The 17,831-nt window shown below is 64.4% G+C and carries 19 protein-coding genes; 15 read left to right on the top strand and 4 right to left on the bottom strand.

What is annotated here, in order from left to right:
* Positions 1 to 3: 3 nt before the first annotated feature.
* The 8 genes from CH275_RS27130 (at position 4) to CH275_RS27095 (ending at position 8,156) form a co-directional block, all read left to right on the top strand.
* Complete coding sequence (locus CH275_RS27130) at positions 4 to 528, top strand: nucleotide exchange factor GrpE (protein ID WP_094681255.1); 525 nt, start codon at positions 4 to 6, stop codon at positions 526 to 528.
* A gap of 6 nt (positions 529 to 534) precedes the next feature.
* Positions 535 to 1,464, top strand: a complete 930-nt coding sequence (locus tag CH275_RS27125) for a DnaJ C-terminal domain-containing protein (protein WP_094681254.1) — start codon at positions 535 to 537, stop codon at positions 1,462 to 1,464.
* Complete coding sequence (locus CH275_RS27120) at positions 1,461 to 1,790, top strand: chaperone modulator CbpM (RefSeq protein WP_094681253.1); 330 nt, start codon at positions 1,461 to 1,463, stop codon at positions 1,788 to 1,790. The genes CH275_RS27125 and CH275_RS27120 overlap by 4 nt, the downstream gene beginning before the upstream one ends.
* Positions 1,772 to 4,405 (top strand): ATP-dependent chaperone ClpB, encoded by a 2,634-nt coding sequence (gene clpB, locus CH275_RS27115; RefSeq protein WP_094681252.1) that lies wholly within the window; start codon positions 1,772 to 1,774, stop codon positions 4,403 to 4,405. The genes CH275_RS27120 and clpB overlap by 19 nt, the downstream gene beginning before the upstream one ends.
* 14 nt (positions 4,406 to 4,419) lie before the next feature.
* Complete coding sequence (gene trxA, locus CH275_RS27110; RefSeq protein WP_094681251.1) at positions 4,420 to 4,872, top strand: thioredoxin; 453 nt, start codon at positions 4,420 to 4,422, stop codon at positions 4,870 to 4,872.
* On the top strand, positions 4,869 to 5,135 hold the full coding sequence (locus tag CH275_RS27105; RefSeq protein ID WP_094681250.1) for a UBP-type zinc finger domain-containing protein: 267 nt from the start codon (positions 4,869 to 4,871) through the stop codon (positions 5,133 to 5,135). Before trxA ends, CH275_RS27105 begins: the two co-directional genes overlap by 4 nt.
* Entirely contained in the window at positions 5,113 to 6,813 is a 1,701-nt protein-coding gene (locus tag CH275_RS27100) for an FAD-dependent oxidoreductase (RefSeq protein ID WP_094681249.1), read from the top strand. The genes CH275_RS27105 and CH275_RS27100 overlap by 23 nt, the downstream gene beginning before the upstream one ends.
* 62 nt (positions 6,814 to 6,875) lie before the next feature.
* Positions 6,876 to 8,156, top strand: a complete 1,281-nt coding sequence (locus CH275_RS27095; protein WP_094681248.1) for an esterase/lipase family protein — start codon at positions 6,876 to 6,878, stop codon at positions 8,154 to 8,156.
* Position 8,157: 1 nt separating this feature from the next.
* Here CH275_RS27095 and CH275_RS27090 read toward each other — a convergent pair whose 3' ends face one another.
* Positions 8,158 to 8,580, bottom strand: coding sequence for a phosphate acetyltransferase (locus CH275_RS27090; protein WP_094681384.1), 423 nt, complete (start codon positions 8,578 to 8,580; stop codon positions 8,158 to 8,160).
* A 138-nt stretch (positions 8,581 to 8,718) separates the two neighbouring features.
* On the opposite strand from CH275_RS27090, the gene CH275_RS27085 reads away from it, so the two are divergent.
* Complete coding sequence (locus CH275_RS27085; protein ID WP_094681247.1) at positions 8,719 to 9,633, top strand: aldo/keto reductase; 915 nt, start codon at positions 8,719 to 8,721, stop codon at positions 9,631 to 9,633.
* Positions 9,634 to 9,779: 146 nt separating this feature from the next.
* Here CH275_RS27085 and CH275_RS27080 read toward each other — a convergent pair whose 3' ends face one another.
* Positions 9,780 to 10,400, bottom strand: coding sequence for a TetR/AcrR family transcriptional regulator (locus CH275_RS27080; protein WP_179276382.1), 621 nt, complete (start codon positions 10,398 to 10,400; stop codon positions 9,780 to 9,782).
* 164 nt (positions 10,401 to 10,564) lie between these two features.
* Here CH275_RS27080 and CH275_RS27075 point away from each other — a divergent pair, with 164 nt between their 5' ends.
* Positions 10,565 to 11,206 carry an NAD(P)-dependent oxidoreductase gene (locus tag CH275_RS27075; RefSeq protein WP_094681245.1) on the top strand — a complete coding sequence of 214 codons (642 nt, stop codon included), beginning with the start codon at positions 10,565 to 10,567 and terminating at the stop codon, positions 11,204 to 11,206.
* Between the two features lie 43 nt (positions 11,207 to 11,249).
* Here the strand turns inward: CH275_RS27075 and CH275_RS27070 are convergent, their stop codons facing one another.
* Positions 11,250 to 12,029 carry an SGNH/GDSL hydrolase family protein gene (locus CH275_RS27070; RefSeq protein WP_218828832.1) on the bottom strand — a complete coding sequence of 260 codons (780 nt, stop codon included), beginning with the start codon at positions 12,027 to 12,029 and terminating at the stop codon, positions 11,250 to 11,252.
* 88 nt (positions 12,030 to 12,117) lie between these two features.
* Here CH275_RS27070 and CH275_RS27065 point away from each other — a divergent pair, with 88 nt between their 5' ends.
* Both CH275_RS27065 and CH275_RS27060 read left to right on the top strand, forming a co-directional pair.
* A complete protein-coding gene (locus tag CH275_RS27065) occupies positions 12,118 to 12,684 on the top strand; it encodes a PadR family transcriptional regulator (protein ID WP_094681244.1) in 567 nt (188 codons plus the stop codon).
* Between the two features lie 86 nt (positions 12,685 to 12,770).
* Entirely contained in the window at positions 12,771 to 13,181 is a 411-nt protein-coding gene (locus CH275_RS27060) for a nuclear transport factor 2 family protein (RefSeq protein ID WP_094681243.1), read from the top strand.
* Positions 13,182 to 13,397: 216 nt separating this feature from the next.
* Here the strand turns inward: CH275_RS27060 and CH275_RS27055 are convergent, their stop codons facing one another.
* Positions 13,398 to 14,258 (bottom strand): SDR family oxidoreductase, encoded by an 861-nt coding sequence (locus tag CH275_RS27055; protein ID WP_094681242.1) that lies wholly within the window; start codon positions 14,256 to 14,258, stop codon positions 13,398 to 13,400.
* Positions 14,259 to 14,429: 171 nt separating this feature from the next.
* On the opposite strand from CH275_RS27055, the gene CH275_RS27050 reads away from it, so the two are divergent.
* From CH275_RS27050 to CH275_RS27040, 3 genes are all read left to right on the top strand, one after another.
* Positions 14,430 to 15,347: a helix-turn-helix transcriptional regulator gene (locus CH275_RS27050; RefSeq protein WP_094681241.1), complete on the top strand. Its 918-nt coding sequence runs from the start codon at positions 14,430 to 14,432 to the stop codon at positions 15,345 to 15,347.
* A 546-nt stretch (positions 15,348 to 15,893) separates the two neighbouring features.
* Entirely contained in the window at positions 15,894 to 16,604 is a 711-nt protein-coding gene (locus tag CH275_RS27045; RefSeq protein ID WP_143546897.1) for a hypothetical protein, read from the top strand.
* A gap of 21 nt (positions 16,605 to 16,625) precedes the next feature.
* Positions 16,626 to 17,792: a hypothetical protein gene (locus CH275_RS27040; protein ID WP_094681239.1), complete on the top strand. Its 1,167-nt coding sequence runs from the start codon at positions 16,626 to 16,628 to the stop codon at positions 17,790 to 17,792.
* The last annotated feature ends 39 nt before the right edge of the window (positions 17,793 to 17,831 follow it).

Below are 17,831 nucleotides of genomic sequence, written 5' to 3'. Positions count from 1 at the left end.
GAGATGGACAGGGCTGCAGATCATTCGACACCCGAACCAGCGGCCGACGTCACGGAAGTAGATCGAACCGAGACGGTGCCGGATCACGCCGACACGAGTGCCGAGGCGGCTCGACTCGACGACCGCTGGCGCAGAGCCGTTGCAGATCTGGACAACCTGCGCAAGCGGTATGCCAAGGATCTGGAGCGTGAACGTGCCGCGGAGGCGACCAAGGTGTCCGCGGCGTGGCTGCCGGTTCTGGACAATCTGGAACTTGCGCTGGCCCATGCGGGCAGCGATCCGCAGACCGTCGTCGACGGCGTGAAGGCGATCCGCGATCAGGCGGTGCAGGTGCTGTCACGGTTCGGTTTCGAGCGCCACGACGAGGTCGGAGTTCCGTTCTCCCCGGAACTGCACGAAGTGGTCAGCGTGGTGGTCCGGCCCGACCTTCCGTCCGGGACCGTGATCGACGTCGTCCGTCCGGGTTACGGAGAGGACGGGCAGCAACTGCGGCCGGCGTCGGTGGTCGTCAGCCGCCCCGAGGGGTGAGCACCGATGGCGCGTGACCACTACGAATCACTCGGAGTCCCGCGGGGCGCGGGTACCGACGAGATCCAGCAGGCCTACCGCAAGCTGGCTCGCAAGTACCACCCCGACGTGAACAAGGACCCCACTGCGGAAGACACGTTCAAGGAGATGAACGAGGCCTACCAGGTGCTGTCCGATCCGGACACCCGGAAACGCTACGACCGGTTCGGTGCCGACTTCAGGCGTGTACCCGAGGATTACGACGAACGGACCCGCACCCACTCGGGTGGGTACAGCGTTGGCGGGAACAGCGGCGGAGGATACGACCGCGGGGACAGACGCGTGCACTTCGGTCCCGGTGGCGACGGCGGCGTCGATCTCGACGACCTCTTCGGGCAGATGTTCGGCGGCGGTGGCGGGTACGGGCCGATTCCCGGTGCCGACCAGGAAGCGGAACTGGCCTTGACGGTCGAGGAGGCGTACCGGGGCGGCACACGCACGCTCGGTCTTGACGGACGGCAGTACGACGTCGACATTCCGGCCGGGGTCGTGGACGGCCAGCGAATTCGGTTGGCCGGACAAGGCGGACGGAGCAACGGCGGCGCGCCGCCGGGGGATCTGTACCTCGTGGTGCGGATCGAGCCACATTCCCGGTTCCGAGTACAGGGCCGAGACATTCACGTCGACCTCCCGGTATCGCCATGGGAGGCGGTCCTCGGGGCGACCGTCGCCGTTCCCACCCCGGGTGGCGAGGCGAAAGTCAAAGTGGCCCCGGGCTCGTCGACTGGAAGGAAGCTGCGACTGCGCGGCGAAGGAATGCCGAATCCACGTGGCACCAACGGTAACCTGTACGCCGAGATCAAGGTGATGGTGCCGTCGAAACCGACAGCGCGCGAACACGCACTGTTCGAGCAGTTGGCCGCAGAATCGAACTTCGATCCGAGGACAAAGACATGAGCGACCCGAACCCGGTGGTCCGGTACGTACTGGTTCGACGCACCGAATTGTCGACCGACGCCTTCGCCGAACGTACGGGGCTGCATCCGGAACTTGCACGGAAACTCGTGGCCCTCGGTCTGCTCGACGCCGACCGCGTCGTAGGTGGCGAAATGTTCTTCGCGCCAAACGAAGTGGCCCATGCAGCCCGCATTCGACGACTGCGGACCGGTCTCGGCCTGAACTACTCGGCAATCGGGCTCGTGCTCGACCTGCTGGAACGAATCGAGACACTCGAAGCATCTTCCCGCAGAAGGAGGACAACCACATGGACATCGGCAACCTGACCGAGAAGTCGCGCGAAGCACTGCAGGAGGCCCAGAGCCTTGCGACCAGAATGGGTCACACCGAGGTCGACGGAGAGCACCTACTGCTCGCCTTGGTCGGTCAGCAGGATGGGTTGGTGCCCCGATTGCTCGAGCAGGCCGGTGCCGAGGTCGATGCTCTGCAATCCGATCTGGAACGTGAACTCTCGCGAAGGCCCAAGGTCAGCGGCCCCGGTGCCGGGACCGGTCAGGTGACGATCACCCGACGCTTGTCCGTGCTCCTCGACGCCGCCGAGCGAGAGGCGAAGCGGCTCAAAGATTCCTACGTGTCAGTGGAGCATCTCCTGATGGGCCTCGCCGAAGAGGGTTCGGCCACTGCGGCAGGGCAAGTACTCGCCCGTCATGGAATCACCAGGGACTCCTTCCTCACAGCGCTGACGAAGGTGCGCGGCAATCAACGCGTCACCTCGGCCAGCCCGGAAGGTGCGTACGACGCGCTGGAGAAGTACGGACGCGACCTGGTCGCCGAGGGGCGGGCGGGCAAACTCGATCCGGTGATCGGACGAGACGCCGAAATCCGCAGGGTCACGCAGATCCTGAGCCGCAAGACCAAGAACAATTCGGTTCTGATCGGCGACCCCGGCGTCGGGAAGACCGCGATCGTCGAGGGCCTTGCCCAGCGGATCGTCCGCGGCGACGTTCCGGAAGGCCTGCGCGACAGAACGATCTTCTCACTCGACATGGGTTCCCTGGTGGCCGGCGCGAAGTACCGCGGGGAATTCGAGGAGCGTCTGCAGGCGGTGCTGGCCGAGGTGAAGGCAGCCGACGGGCGGATTCTGTTGTTCGTCGACGAGTTGCATACCGTGGTCGGTGCGGGATCAGTGGGCGGTGAGGGGTCTCTCGACGCCGGCAACATGCTCAAGCCGATGCTCGCCCGAGGCGAGCTGCACATGATCGGTGCCACCACGCTCGACGAGTATCGCAAGCACATCGAATCCGATGCGGCACTGGAGCGACGGTTCCAGACCGTCCTCGTCGACGAGCCGAGCGCCGAGGACGCCATCTCGATCCTGCGCGGACTCCGCGAACGCCTCGAGGTGTTCCACGGCGTGAAGATTCAGGACGGCGCTCTCGTCGCTGCCGTCACCCTCTCGCACCGCTACATCACCGACCGCTTTCTCCCGGACAAGGCCATCGATCTGGTCGACGAGGCGTGCGCCCGGTTGCGCACCGAAATCGATTCGATGCCGGCCGAACTCGACGAACTCACCCGGAAGGTGACCCGGCTCGAGATCGAAGATGCCGCGCTGTCCAAAGAGACCGACGGGGCGAGCAAGGCACGTCTCGACGAGCTGCGCAAGGAGCTGGCCGACCTGCGGGCCGAGGCCGATGCCCGGCACGCTCAGTGGGAGGCGGAACGACAGGCGATCCGCCGGGTGCAAGAGCTACGGAGCGAGCTCGAGCGCCTGCGCCACGAGGCCGAGGAGGCGGAGCGCGCCTACGACCTCAATCGGGCCGCCGAGTTGCGCTACGGCGAGATCGTCGAGCTCGAACGCAGGCTCGAGTCGGCAGAGGAGCAACTGGTCACCAGACAAGGCCGGAGCCCGTTGTTGCGCGAAGTGGTCACCGAGGACGAGATCGCCGAAATCGTGGCTGCGTGGACTTCGATTCCGGTCGCTCGGCTGCAGGAAGGCGAGCGGCAGAAGTTGCTGCAGCTCGACGAGATTCTGCACGAGAGGGTCGTCGGCCAGGACGAGGCGGTGCAGCTGGTCGCGGACGCGGTGATCCGGGCGAGGTCCGGCATCCGTGATCCACGCCGGCCGATCGGGTCGTTCATCTTTCTGGGTCCGACGGGCGTGGGAAAGACCGAGCTCGCGAAAACACTGGCCGGTGCTCTCTTCGACAGCGAAGACAACATGGTGCGCCTGGACATGAGCGAGTACCAGGAACGGCACACGGTGAGCAGGCTCATCGGGGCACCTCCCGGATACGTGGGGTACGACGAGGGCGGGCAGCTCACCGAGGCGGTGCGCCGAAAGCCCTACTCCGTAGTGCTTTTCGACGAGATCGAGAAGGCGCACGCAGATGTCTTCAATACCCTGCTCCAGGTGCTCGACGACGGCCGGATCACCGATTCACAAGGTAGGCAGGTCGATTTCAGGAACACGGTGATAATCATGACCTCCAACATCGGCTCCCCGCATCTCCTCGAAGGAGTCACACCCGACGGCGAGATCGAGCCGAACGCCCGCGAGCGGGTTCTCGCGGAACTGCGTGGGCATTTCCGTCCCGAGTTCCTCAATCGGGTCGACGACATCGTGCTGTTCACCCCACTCACCCTGCCCCAGATCGAGCACATCGTCGGGTTGCAGCTCGCCGATCTTCGGAACCGGTTGTCGGAGCGCAGGATCGACCTGGACATCACCCCGGACGCGCGCAGGCTCGTCGCCCAACGCGGATTCGACCCGGTCTACGGTGCACGGCCACTGCGTCGATACATCGCCCACGAGGTCGAGACCAAGATCGGTCGCGCGCTACTGCGAGGAGACGTCGAACCCGGCGGCACCATCGCCGTCACGGTGGTCGACGGAGAACTCGTCGTCGCGTATGCGGAACCCGCCGTCGCGGCGGCCTGAGAGGAGATGTCTCCATGGAACCGGAGAAGGTGAAATACGCGCACTGCGGCAAGATCAACAGGGTGCCTGCCGCAGCGGACGGGACACCCCGGTGCGGGAACTGCCACGAGCCGCTGCCGTGGATCGCCGCAGCACGAGACGAGGACTTCGCAGCGGTCGCCGAACAATCGTCGGTACCCGTACTCGTCGATCTGTGGGCGACCTGGTGCGGACCGTGCCGCATGGTCAGCCCGGCGCTCGAACAGCTCGCCGGAGAACGAGCAGGGCGGATCAAGCTGGTCAAGGTCGACGTGGATGCCGCGCCCCTGACGTCCGAACGGTTCACCGTCCGCGCCGTGCCGACCCTGCTGGTGATGGATCGGGGCGAAGTCCTCGCTCGGCAGGCCGGTGCAGCCCCGGTACCCCAGCTACGCGAATGGCTCGATCGAGCGCTCTCGAAGAATGAAGGCAAGGAGGTGACATCATGACGTTCGTGCATGTGGACCCGCACGTGAATGCGATCCGGTCCGTGGTGCCCAGAACTCCGCAGGGCTGCGAAGAATGCCTCCGTCTCGGCACCCCGTGGGTGCACCTGAGGCTGTGCCTGACGTGCGGACACGTCGGGTGTTGCGACTCCTCGCCGGAACAACACGCGAGCGCGCACGCACATGTCGTCGGCCATCCGATCGTTCGGTCGATGGAACCCGGAGAAGATTGGAGGTGGTGTTATGTCGACCGAAATTTCGTCTGAGGACGCCGGCCCAGCGGCCGTCGACGAGACCACGGACGAGCACGGCGCGTTCCCGCGGCTGACGGCCGATCAGGTCGCAGTGCTCGAGGTCGGTGGCACACGTCGATCGGTTCGTACCGGAGAAGTGCTGATACGCGAGGGTGCGCCCAGCAACGACTTCTTCGTCGTTCTGTCCGGCAAGGTCGCCGTTCTCGACGAGGGTGACCGGGACGGTGAACGTCGGATACTTCGCGTGCACGGACCCGGCCGCTTCTTGGGTGAGCTCGGACTGCTCGAAGGTCAGGTGGCGTTCTACACCGCCGAAGCGATCGAATACGGCGAGCTGCTCGTCACTCCCGCCGAGCGGGTGCGCGAACTGGTTGCCCACGATCCAGTGCTGAGCGATCTGATCCTGCGGGCTTACCTGCTGCGTCGACACCTGCTGATCGGGCTCGGCTCGGGGTTCCGGATCATCGGGTCCTGCTATTCACCGGACACGTTGCGGCTTCGAGAATTCGCAATGCGAAATCGATTGCCTCACAAATGGATCGATCTGGAGCGGGACGAGCGGGCGGAGCGGCTGTTGCGCAGCCTGGACATCGCCCCCGAGGACGTTCCCGTCGTCATCTGGCACGGCGAGAAGGTACTGCGCAATCCGACGAACACAGAGCTCGCACGCATCGTCGGACTCTCCGTGCCGAACGCGGCCCAGGACGTGTTCGATCTCGTCGTCGTGGGTGCAGGACCGGCCGGACTGGCCGCATCCGTATACGGAGCGTCGGACGGGTTGAACACGGTGACACTGGAGACGATCGCCGCAGGGGGACAGGCCAGCACCTCCTCCCGAATCGAGAACTATCTGGGATTCCCGGCCGGAATCTCCGGATCCGAATTGGCCGAGCGGGCTGTGATCCAGGCCGACAAGTTCGGTGCCCGCATCCTGGTCTCGGCAGAGGTGACCGGATTGACGTCCGAAGCCGGGTACCACGTGCTCCGGCTCTCTGACGGCGGCACGGTTCGCGGCCGGTCCATCGTGCTCGCCACCGGCGCGCGCTACCGCAAGTTGACCGTTCCCGGTATCGCGGAACTGGAAGGCACGAGTGTGTACTACGCCGCCACTCATCAGGAAGCCCGCATGTGCGGGACCGACCCGGTGGCCATCGTCGGCGGCGGTAACTCCGCAGGCCAGGCGACAGTGTTTCTCGCCGAACATGTTTCGGACGTCCACTTGCTCATCCGCAATGACGATCTCGGAAAGAGCATGTCCCGTTACCTGGTCGACCAGATCGAGCACCACCCGCACGTGACCGTGCATCGTCATACCGAGGTTCGCGCGGTCCGCGGCAAGAAATACCTTGACGAAGTCGTGGTCGAGAACAACCGCACGGGCGAACAGGACACGATCAGGGCGCACGCCCTGTTCGTGTTCATCGGAGCGACGCCTTACACGGGGTGGCTTGCCGACGCCATCGCACTCGACGAACACGGGTTCGTCGTCACCGGTACGGACGCGGCTCTCGCTCGTGGAGACGGTGCCCTGCAGATCGGAGCAGCGCTGTGCGGGACGCTCGAAACGAGCCGACCCGGCCTGTTCGCCGCGGGCGACGTCCGCAGCGGCTCGGTGAAGCGAGTCGCATCCGCAGTCGGTGAAGGAGCGATGTCGGTACGCCAGGTCCACGAGTATTTCGAGCGACGGTGACGTGGGAAACCGCAGCCATCCCAGCCCTGACAGATCCAGTGGACATACGTACTCTGAAAAGAGTGGGGAAGAGAACTCAGCGCACACAGGAGTTGGGTGAACTCGCAGAAATCGCGCTTCGCGAGCTGGCGTCGGCCGCGGGTGGTGTTCGCTCAGTTCACTCGGCTATTGCACGACGCACATTTGCCGCCGTGAAACTCGGCGTCGGGCCGGCTGCCTTGCCGACACAGCTCATGCACGACGCGATCGCCGCCGGCACCTACGCGGGCATCGCCGCCGCCTGCACCGGCGCAGCCAAGGCAGTCGGCGCGCTGACCGGCAGTTTCGAAGTGACCGGCGATGAGGTAACCGAGGACGACACCCGACCGTCTCCGTCGCACACCACCGGCGGCGCTCAGACCATCGCTGTCCTGCACGGTCTCATCGGCGACGATATGGAGCGCACTGCCCGGGTCCTCGCCTACCCGATGTCGATACGTGTCGACGGACGCCCGGTAGTTCCGAAGTACCGCGCTCTGGCCACGGCGTTTCCCGACGCGGGAGCGCACCTCGTGTTTTTCCTTCACGGTCTCGTCGAGACCGAATCGGCATGGCGGCTCGGTGGGCGGCCCACATACGGGGAGCGATTGGACGCCGAAGCCGGAACCACCTCGATCTTCCTGCGCTACAACACCGGCCGTCGAATTGCCACCAACGGTGCCGACCTGTCGGACCTGCTGGAACAGCTCGTGCCGGCCTGGCCAGTACGGGTTCACCGAATCACACTGGTCGGGCACTCCATGGGCGGGCTGGTCTCACGCAGCGCCGCACACCACGCTGCGGAGAACGGCCGCCGATGGGTGGAGCTGTTGACGGACGTATTCACCCTGGGGACACCACATCTGGGTGCGCCGCTTGCGCGCGGCGTGCATGTCGCTGCGGCGGCGTTGGCACTCGCACCGGAGACCCGGCCGTTCGCACACCTGTTGGCGCGTCGAAGCGCCGGAGTCCGCGACCTGATTCACGGATCGATCACCGAAGAAGACGGACATGCCAGCTACGCCGACGGATTCGACGTCGGAGCGGCCGCGGACATCTCGGTCCCGGACGGGGTGCGGCATCATCACGCGTCCGCCGTCATCACCGGAAACCCGCGCAACCCGATCGGAATTTTCGTGGGCGACGGCCTCGTCCGCACCGACAGCGCCGGAGGACGAAACAAGCTGCGCAACATAGGCCTTCGGCCGGACGATGGCCTGGCGATCAACAGCGCGCACCATTTCACACTCCTCAACGACGAGAGGGTGTACGGCTGGATGCGGCGCGCGCTGGTCGGTGAATCCGATCCACTCCTCCGGTCGTGATCTACTTCTCGGCCAGACCTGTTGCCGTAGCAAGATATTCACGCGAGTCGCGAAATGTCTGCGCCACGCCGCGTCCCGCGATGGCTCTGTACCGGCTGATCTGATCGTCATCGAGCAGATCGAGCACCGTGGTGGAGTCCACATGCATCCAACCGCCGTCTCGCACCAATTCGTGGGCCCGTTTTCCCTGCAACGCTGCAATCCCTTCGACTCTGATTCCGTTCGGATCGGTCGACACTGCGATGTAGTAGGCCTTCTTGCCCGGGTAACCGGCCTTGACCTTCGAGCGCAGCCGCAAGACGGCAGCGGCCGCGTCATCGACGGCAGACGACTGCTCGTCAGACCCCGATTCGGCAGCTGAGAGTCGCGCGATCTCAGCATCCAGTCCGGCAAGCAAAGTGGCAAGGTACTCGAGATCGCTCATCAACTCATGATGCCCTAGGACGGCCCGCTTCTGAACCAGCACCCGACGACAGTCACCATCGAGCCTCAGCCATGCTGGTATGCATACCCGAGGAGCGTTCGCGCATTCCAACCCTGACGCAACGAAGGTAATGACGACATGACACAACTCGGCCTCGGCCTTGCCGCACTCGGGCGACCCGAGTACCTGACCGTCGGGCACTCTGTTGCCGTGGACGGGCGATTCGATCCAGCAGCCTTGGAGCAACTGTGCCACGCAGTGCTGGACGCCGCGTGGGACAGCGGAGTTCGACACTTCGACGTCGCTCGCTCCTACGGGTTGGCCGAGCGGTTCCTCGGCAGCTGGCTGTCTCGACACCCGAATCGGCGCGAGAACCTGGTGATCGGCTCCAAATGGGGATACGCCTACGTCGCCGATTTCCAGCGAGGGGCCGAAGTGCACGAGGTCAAGGAGCATACGGTTGCCCGTCTGGCCGAACAGTGGCCCCAGACCCTGCACGACCTCGGCGGCGCACCCGATCACTACCTGATCCACAGCGTCACCCCGGACAGTCCTGCTCTCACCGACACGACACTGCTCGACGACCTGCGCGCCGTGGCCGAGAGTGGCACCCGAATCGGCATCAGTACCAGCGGGCCGCACCAAGCCGATGTGGTGCATGCTGCGCTGGAGATCGACGTGTTCAGCTCGGTGCAATCGACGTGGAACCCCCTCGAGCCGTCCGCCGGCCCTGCTCTGGAACGTGCACACGACGCCGGCTGGTTCGTCGTCGTCAAAGAGGCAATGGCCAATGGCCGACTCGTGGCCGAAGATTCAGCACTCGGCAGGGCCGCGGATTCGGCGGGAGTCGGTCGTGACGCACTCGCACTGGCGATTGCACTCGCACAACCGTGGGCCGATGTCGTGCTCTCCGGCGCTGCCGACGCGGCGCAACTCGAGCAGAATGTTGCCGCGCTTTCGATCGGCCGCGAGCTGGCCGCGGCCAGCCGCCATGACATTGAGGAATCTCCAGAAGAGTACTGGCACAACCGAGCCAAGCTAGCGTGGACGTAATCGCTGCTGGCGCTACGGTGCCAAGGGCGGACTCGCGAACAGTCCGGCGTTCCTCCTGGGAGTCGATGCAGATCTGTCGGTCGAAGACGCACTCGCTGATGAGCTCGACCCGATCGTCGGGACCGGGGCATTTTCGGACGCGGTTGTCACTGCCAGGCGTCGGGCACCGATGTCAGCGGTTCTGGGTCCGACATGCGAAACGCTTGAAGCATGTAGTCGCCCAAACGTTTCCATGCAGTCGGAGCAGTACTCTGGGTACCACGCAAGAGACCGGCGTTGGCATGATGGAGTAGCAACAGGTCGCTGTGGTGGAAGTCCGCCCGAATCGCACCGGCCGCTTTCGCACGATCCACCAGCGTCACCGATGCGTCGAACGCACGTTGGATCTCGCTTCGGAACAGGGCGGTTCCTGCGCCGTTCGCACCGAAGAGGATGACGTCACTGAACCCGAGATCGGCAGCTTGCTCGGACAAGAAGAAGAGAACGTAGTCGCGGAAGGCCTCCCACGGCTCGACCGATGCTCGCTCGGCTGCGGCCTCGGTACGGTCGGCGTAGCGGGTCATCTTCTCTTCCAACACAACTGCGACCAGATCGTCGATCGTCGGGAACCGACGGTAGATCGTCCCCACTCCGACCCCGGCGACGTTGGCGATGTGTTCGAGGGTCGTGGCCGTGCCCTGCTCCGACAGAATCGTCGTCGCCGCACAGAGGATGGCTTGGCGGTTTCGCTCTGCGTCGGCCCTCAACGGTCGCTGTTCATCGGCCACATCTGCCACCCTAGCAGCCAAGTGGAATAGATCCTCCAGATATGTGGTTCAATCAAGCGGAGCGCACATTCCACTTATCGAGCCGAAGGGAAGACACCCGGCGTGGGCGCTCTTCACGTCGCGCCACCTTTCGCTTGCGACCCAAATCCGAGGATTCGACTGCCATGAACATCACTGTTTTCGGCGCCACCGGCGTCATCGGCGCCCTGACCGTGGACCGCCTGCTGGAGGCCGGCCATACCGTCACCGCGCATGCCCGCAACCCCGCCAAAGTCCCCCAGCGGTGGGCAGACCGCGTACGCCTGGTGGTCGGTGAACTATCCGATTCCGGATCCGTCGACCGCGCCGTCCACGGTGCCGACGTTGTCGTCAGCGCCCTCGGGCCGTTGACGGACCGCAAGATCTCCGGACTGCCTCTGACGGAAGGAGTGCGGCACATCCTCGCCGCCATGAGTCGTCACGGCATCACCCGATATGTCGGGCACGGCACCCCCTCCGTGCTCGACCCACACGAGAATCCGACCATGATGACTCGGTTCGTCTCGTACACCGCACGCACGTTCATTCGCCGCGCGTACGACGAGATGACCGCCATGTCCGCAGCGATCATGAGCTCCGGATTGGACTGGACGATAGTGCGTTTCATTCGTCCCACGAACGGCGACGCGACAGGCACGGTCAGGTCGGGCTTCTTCGGCACCGACAAACTCGGCTTCGCGATCACCCGCGCCGACATCGCAGCGTTCACCGCCGCACAAGTCGACGACACCCGCTACATCGGCCGCGCGCCCGCCATCTCGAACTAGCGCTGGTCGCCAAGCCGCTACGACGAACGAGCTGAACCGATCTCTACCCGAGCACGGAGGTCAGCTCGGGTCGTTTGGCCGTACGACTGTCGCCCGAGGAGCGTCCACGGATTCGGCGAGTCAACCACGGCGCGAGGAACATTCCCGCCCAGGTGAGGTCGGCACGAACTCGTTGTACCCGCTGCGGACGTGGGAGTGGTGCCAGAGGGCGATTCCACGCGTCCGTGGCACCCGGCAGACCCAGTGCGTACGCGGCGGCCGCGGCAAGTCGCGCATGTCCTGTCTCGTTCAGATGCAGACGGTCCCAGCTCCACAGCCGAGGGTCCGAGGCCACGTCATGCCGCTCGAGGTCGATCAACACGACACCGAATTCCTCTGCAGCCCTGCGAATCTCGGTATTCAGATCGGTCATACGCCTCGCAATGACCGACCTACCGGGGACCGGGTGAGCAAGACGGGGAAACGTCATGGTGATGACGGTGCAGTCGGCGGACTGCAACGCGGCAAACATTGTGCCCAGCTCACCTGCCACGGTGCGCGCGTCGAAATTCGGCCGCAAGATGTCGTTGACGCCGGCAGCGACGGACACGACGGTCGGCCTCATTGCCAAAGCAGCGGGCAACTGCTCGGCTCTGACCTGCGCGGCTTTGCGACCACGCACCGCGAGATTGGCGTAGACGACCCCGTCGTCGCTCTCGGCCATGTGCTCGGCGAGCCGATCGGCCCAGCCACGAAAGCCCGTTTCCTCGTCGCCATCGTTCAGCCCCTCCGTCTGACTGTCGCCGAGGGCTACGTAACGCAACTGGTCCTTTTCCTTCACCACGTTCACCGCTCCTTCGTCGAGCGTCAATATACAACAAGTTGACTATCTGAACGCCCCGTGGCATGACCGACGGGTACTGTGCCGGATCATGTCGCTACGTGATGCCGTGCTCGCCGCACTGGTCGACGGGGAGCTGTCGGGCTACGACCTGTCCAAGGCGTTCGATGCAACGGTCGCCAACTTTTGGACCGCCACTCCCCAGCAGCTCTACCGCGAGCTCGATCGAATGGATCGAGACGACGTGATCTCGGCAAGGCTGGTCGAGCAGGACGGTCGGCCCAACAAGAAACTGTTCAGCCTGACCGACAAGGGTCGAGCGGCGTTACGCCAGGTCAGTCACAGGCGATCGAAACTTCCTGCCATCCGCGACGAGCATCTGGTCGCAGTCCACGCCCTCGAGGCCGGCGACCTCGAGCCGATGACGGGCGCGATCCGTGAACGAATGCAGCTCTCTCGCGACAAGCTGGCCCGATACGACAGGATGGCGCACCGACTGCTCGACGGGCGCACCGAGACCGACTTCCTCGCGACGGCCGATCGCATCGGCCCCTACCTCACCCTGATGCGAGGGCGAATGTTCGAGGAGGAATCGCTCCGCTGGGGTGCCCGCGTCCTCGAGGTGCTCTCCGCTCGAGCTGAACGCCGCAAAGCCTAATCGATAGTCGCAAAGTTGTGTATCGTTCGCAGGTAACAACCGGATCGTGGGCCGTCCAGGTCCTGGCCTCACTCAGGAGATGACGCGTGCAACTGTTCCGAGAAGCCGTCGAGGCGAACGACCACGATGCCATGGCCTCCACCCTCGCTGACGACGTCGTCTTCAGCTCACCGGTTGCTTTCAAGCCCTACCACGGCAAGCAGACGACCGCGGCGATACTGCGCGCGGTCACACGCGTCTTCCGGGACTTGCGCTACGTGAAAACCGTCGAAGACATCGGCGGCCGCGATCACGTCCTGTTCTTCGAAGCCCGCATCGACGACGTGACCGTCCATGGCTGCGACATCCTCCACATCGATTCCGATGGTCTGATCGACAACTTCACCGTGATGGTGCGTCCACTGTCGGCTGCGCAGGCACTCTCGAAAGCCATGGCGACAGAATTCGCCGCCGAAATGGGATCGTTGGCTCCCGCAGAGAAGCAAGACATGCCGTGATACAGGGCAGGTGGAACGAACAGAGCCGCGCACCTGTTGGTACGCGGCTCTGTTCGTTGTTGGGTGACGGTGTTCGCCAGTGCGCCTCTCGGCAGGTGGCCGCTCGTAGCGGCTGATGGTTGGTACCCGGGGCATTGGGATCGAACGCCGTCGATGTAGTCAACGACCCCTCGGCCCTCCGTATTCCACGTCGTAGCGGTGTGCCGAGTAATCGGCTCAGGCCTGTGCGAAGTCGGTTCGCGGGGCGCTGTCCTGGGTGGCTACGAGGGTTGCGGTGAGTGACGCCACCTTGCCCGTCGCGTAGGCGTGGGAATCCGAGCCGAGAATCTGGCGCAGCTCGGTGCCGCCTTCGACAACGTTGGAGATGATCTCCCGGGCACCCTTGGCGGGGTCGCCGAGTTGACTGCCCGGCATCTCCAGGTGTGTGGCGACCATGTCGCGGATGGTGGGGTAGGCGTCGGTGGTCTGTTCGGGCAGGGTCAGCGACGCGCTGAGGAAATCGGTGCGGAAATAGCCGGGCTCGACGATCGTCACGGTGATGCCATGGCCTGCGACCTCACCGGCCAGCGATTCCGACAGACCCTCCAGCGCGTATTTGCCGGCGCAGTACAGACCCCACCCCGGTATGGATACCAGCCCGAGTACCGAGGACACGTTGACGATGTGGCCGCCACCCCCTGCCCGCAGCCTGGGCAAGGTGGCGCGTAGGACGTTCCACACGCCGACGACCTGCACGTCGAGCATGTCGCGCACCGCCCGCTCGCTGGTCTCCTCCACCGCGGCGAGGAATCCGTAGCCGGCGTTGTTCACCACGACGTCGAGTGAGGAAAATCGTTCGCTGGTCTGCGCCACGGCGGCGTCGACCGCGTGCTGGTCACGCAGGTCCACCTCGAGGACCAGCAGATTCGCGGTGTCGACAGAGTGGGATGCGAGTGCGTCGGTCAGTCGCTGCGCCGAGCGGGTGGTCGCAGCGACGTTGTCACCGCGCTCGAGCAGTTGCACGACCATCTCGAGACCGAGGCCCCGAGAGGTCCCGGTGACGAACCAGGTGGCCGGACGGTCGGACGGGAAATTCATGATTGTGCCTTTCCGGTGAGCGGTCGGTCTCTCCGTCCGCGGTGATGTCCACGATGGCCGGGAAAACGAGGCTGTGGGTCGCCATCTTCGGCCCTGCGGTGCCCAGGACGAGGCAGACCAGGACGCGCAGGTCCAGGCGTGCCGGTGCGAAAAGCGCGCATACTGAGGGCCATGGCCGAGAGAAACCGAGAGCTCGCGGACTTTCTGCGCCGCGCGCGTAGCCAGAGCGACCCCGCCCGCACCGGGCTGCCCGCCGACAGCCGCGTGCGCCGAGTGCCAGGCTTGCGCCGCGAGGAGGTCGCCTTGCTGGCCGGCGTGTCAGCCGATTACTACGCTCGCCTCGAGCAGGGCAGGCGCATCATTCCTTCGCCGGCGGTCATCGATGCGCTTGCCCGCGCCCTCGATCTCGACGCCGCGGGCCGGGCACACCTCGACGACCTCATCGGTGCCCCCGGCCGTCTGCGCAGCGGCGCGGTGCAGCGAGAGCGCCCCGGGCTGCGGTCCCGCGCGATCCAGCGGGTACGCCCTGGCCTGCGCCAACTCCTCGATGCCCTCGACGGTGAACCCGCCATGGTTCTCGGTCGGCGCACCGACATCCTGGCCACCAACCGCATGGCGAGAGCGTTGTTCGCCGATTTCGACGCACGCTCGCCGGCAGAGCGCAACTACGCCCGATGGATGTTCCTCGATGATGGCGCCCGTGCTTTGTTCGTCGACTGGGAGGTCCAGGCTCGGGCCGCTGCGGAGAGTCTGCGCCTCGAACTCGGCGCAGACCCCAACGACCGCGCCACGAACGAGCTCGTCACGCAACTGCGCGAGGCCAGCGCGGAGTTCTCGGACTGGTGGGACCAGCACCGGGTGTATCAGCGCACCTATGGCTCGAAGCGACTGCGCCACAACGTAGTAGGCGAGCTCACCGTCGATTACGAGACTTTCACCCTGCCCGGCGACACCGACAGCACGCTCTACGTCTACACCGCCGAGCCCGACTCACCGTCGCATCAGGCACTCGACCTGCTCGCCAGTTGGACACTCGCTCCACCCTCGACGACCATCCATCCCCGCACGTCGCGGGACGAATCCATGTGAACGAGTTCGCGATCAACGGCGACGATGGTCGGTGGCCCGCATCGTTCAGCTGTGGCCGGCCGGGCTGCTGAAGCTGCGCTCACACGCCGAAATGCCTCGGATCGGCTCCTCAGTTTCGAATACCTGACTCCGATCGGCGTCGGGTATTCCAAACCGAGGAGCTGATTCGCAGCGGTCAATGGGCAAAGAGAACTCCGATCCCCAGGAGCGGGATCAGAGCGGTGGAGCCTCCTAACGGGATTGAACCGTTGACCGCTCGCTTACAAGTATGTTGTGAGACAACCAGATACGTCCGGATGGAACCACCACAGTTGTCCTGAGCTGGCTGAATAGTCCAGGCAGCACCACCCAAATCCACCGTCGTAGGTACCAACTTGTGACACGCTCGTGACACCGAAGGCAGTCCGGTTCTGAGTGACGTGTCCGCTTCTGCCGATGGTGAACGACTGTGTCGGTGCAGTCGCCTAACCTTCTCCCACGCTCCCGTGCAAGTCATACGGATGGGGGCCAGTCGGAGTCGGTCAGTGGTACACAAGGGAGGGCCTCGTGGCAAAAGGCAACGGACGCAGAAGCCAGAACCGCCCACCCAAAAAGCGGCCTGCCCCACCAGACGGCTCTAACGCGTCAGCCAGCCGTGAAGCTCTTGCATCGCCATACGAACGGCGGCGTCTAGAGGAGGAGCTTGCGAAACAACTCACTCCACTGGTGTCGGCCGATGCCGGCCTCACAGCTCTCACGGAAACCGAGAGGCAAACGCTGCTGTCGAACTATGACGGCCAGGAAACTGTGCGCTCACTCGCCATCATCCAGTCGCGACTCGACATCGCCGCATCAACGACGTGGTCCGAAACTCGGGTCGAAGGAACTATCCTCGCGGCAATCGACGAACCATGGGTCCAACAGCTCCTCGGTCGGTTGGATACGAACGGCCGGCTAGTACCACCACGATCTATGACCCAGTTACTCAGGGAAGTACTCGAATCCTCGACCGACAACCCGTCAGCCGGCGCAGTGCCACCGGTCGAGTTCGTACGCCTGATCCTGTCGGTGAACACCGAACACATGCGCACCGAGTACAGCCAGGACGGCACCATGGACCCCGATGCCATGGACCGAATCGCAGAGATGGCCTACAGCCTCGACCTCGAGCAAACGCAGACGACGCTCCGCGAGCTGATGCTCGACGAGATCGCCACATTCCACAGCAACCTCCCCCAGAAAATAGAAATACTTCAAGCTGACACACAGCGGACGTGATTCACTGTCTGGCCTGACCGTGTGACCGACCCACGCCTCGGGGCGACACCTGCCGACACGTTCAACTCAGCCAACGGAGTCGAACTACTTGATGTGCTTGCGCTGGGACACATCGTCATCGAACACGCCGCCGACGGTGAGTACGAGTTCACACGCGCCGGCCTGCTGTCCGCAGGTGCCCCTCAGGCAGCAGTGGACTTCATGTTCGCCAACATGACCCAGCCGCTCGAGCGATACCAACGCCGACTTGCTCGCGACCGCCGACGGGGTGAGGTCGCGAACCAGCGGTACGCCATGACGGAACACCCCTTCGTACTCATGAGCGACGGGAGCGCACTTCTTCTCCGCTACCAATGGGCACTCGACAGATTCTTCGGGTCCCAGCTCTACTGGCAGACCTTCTCCAGTTTGGGGCGCCCGGATCCCGGCTCCGCGGCCGAATCATTCAGCCTCGCGATGAACGACGTGTTCGAGGAAGCGGTCGCCGAGGTTCTGACGCGGATCGTCGACCAAAGCCCAGCGATGACACGACTGATACGCGAAAACGAACTCCAATCCGCGTGGACCGAGAGCGTTGGAAGCCCACCATCTGTGTGCGACTTCGTAATCCCCTTGGGCCCGCGAGGATTCATGACACTCGATGCAACGAACCACTCGCTGAACTTCGCTCTTGCACAGGGCCTGGGCACCATCGACGACTACGCCGTGGACGCCCAACAATCGTTGGTCAAAAAATGCGATCAAATCGCGAAAACCATCCGTCAAATCAGGCGACGGAACGCATTCGGGGCATCCGACGACTCTGTGTTCGTCCCGATCGTGGTGGTGCCGGTCAGCGGTGTACCCAACCTCGGAACCACCGAGGGCGACCTGGTGTGGCGGACCGAGGAGGTGTTCGGCGACTTGGCAGGCACTCGATGCCTGTATACGCCCACCGTCATCACCTACTCCGACCTCGCGCTACTCGAAGGGATTGCCGAACATTACGGCGCGATGGGACCCGACATTGCCCAAGCGATCGTCGGTTGGCGCAGAGCAGCAATGAGCGGCACCGTCGTGACTGGAACACCACCGACGTCATTGCAGGATTACCTCGCGGGGGCGGGAATCCAGCGGCCCATCCCGACAAGGACATTCCGTCTGCAGCGCGAACTCGTCGACGCGATCCAACGGCGGCTGACCACATAGGAGGTTCGTCCGTAGTGTCATGCTTGTTGGACGCGAACG

This window comes from Rhodococcus sp. 06-235-1A, from assembly GCF_002258785.1.
Taxonomy (GTDB): Bacteria; Actinomycetota; Actinomycetes; order Mycobacteriales; family Mycobacteriaceae; genus Rhodococcoides.
The sequence above is the reverse complement of the archived record's forward strand: the minus strand, read 5'-3'. Positions and strand labels throughout refer to the sequence as shown.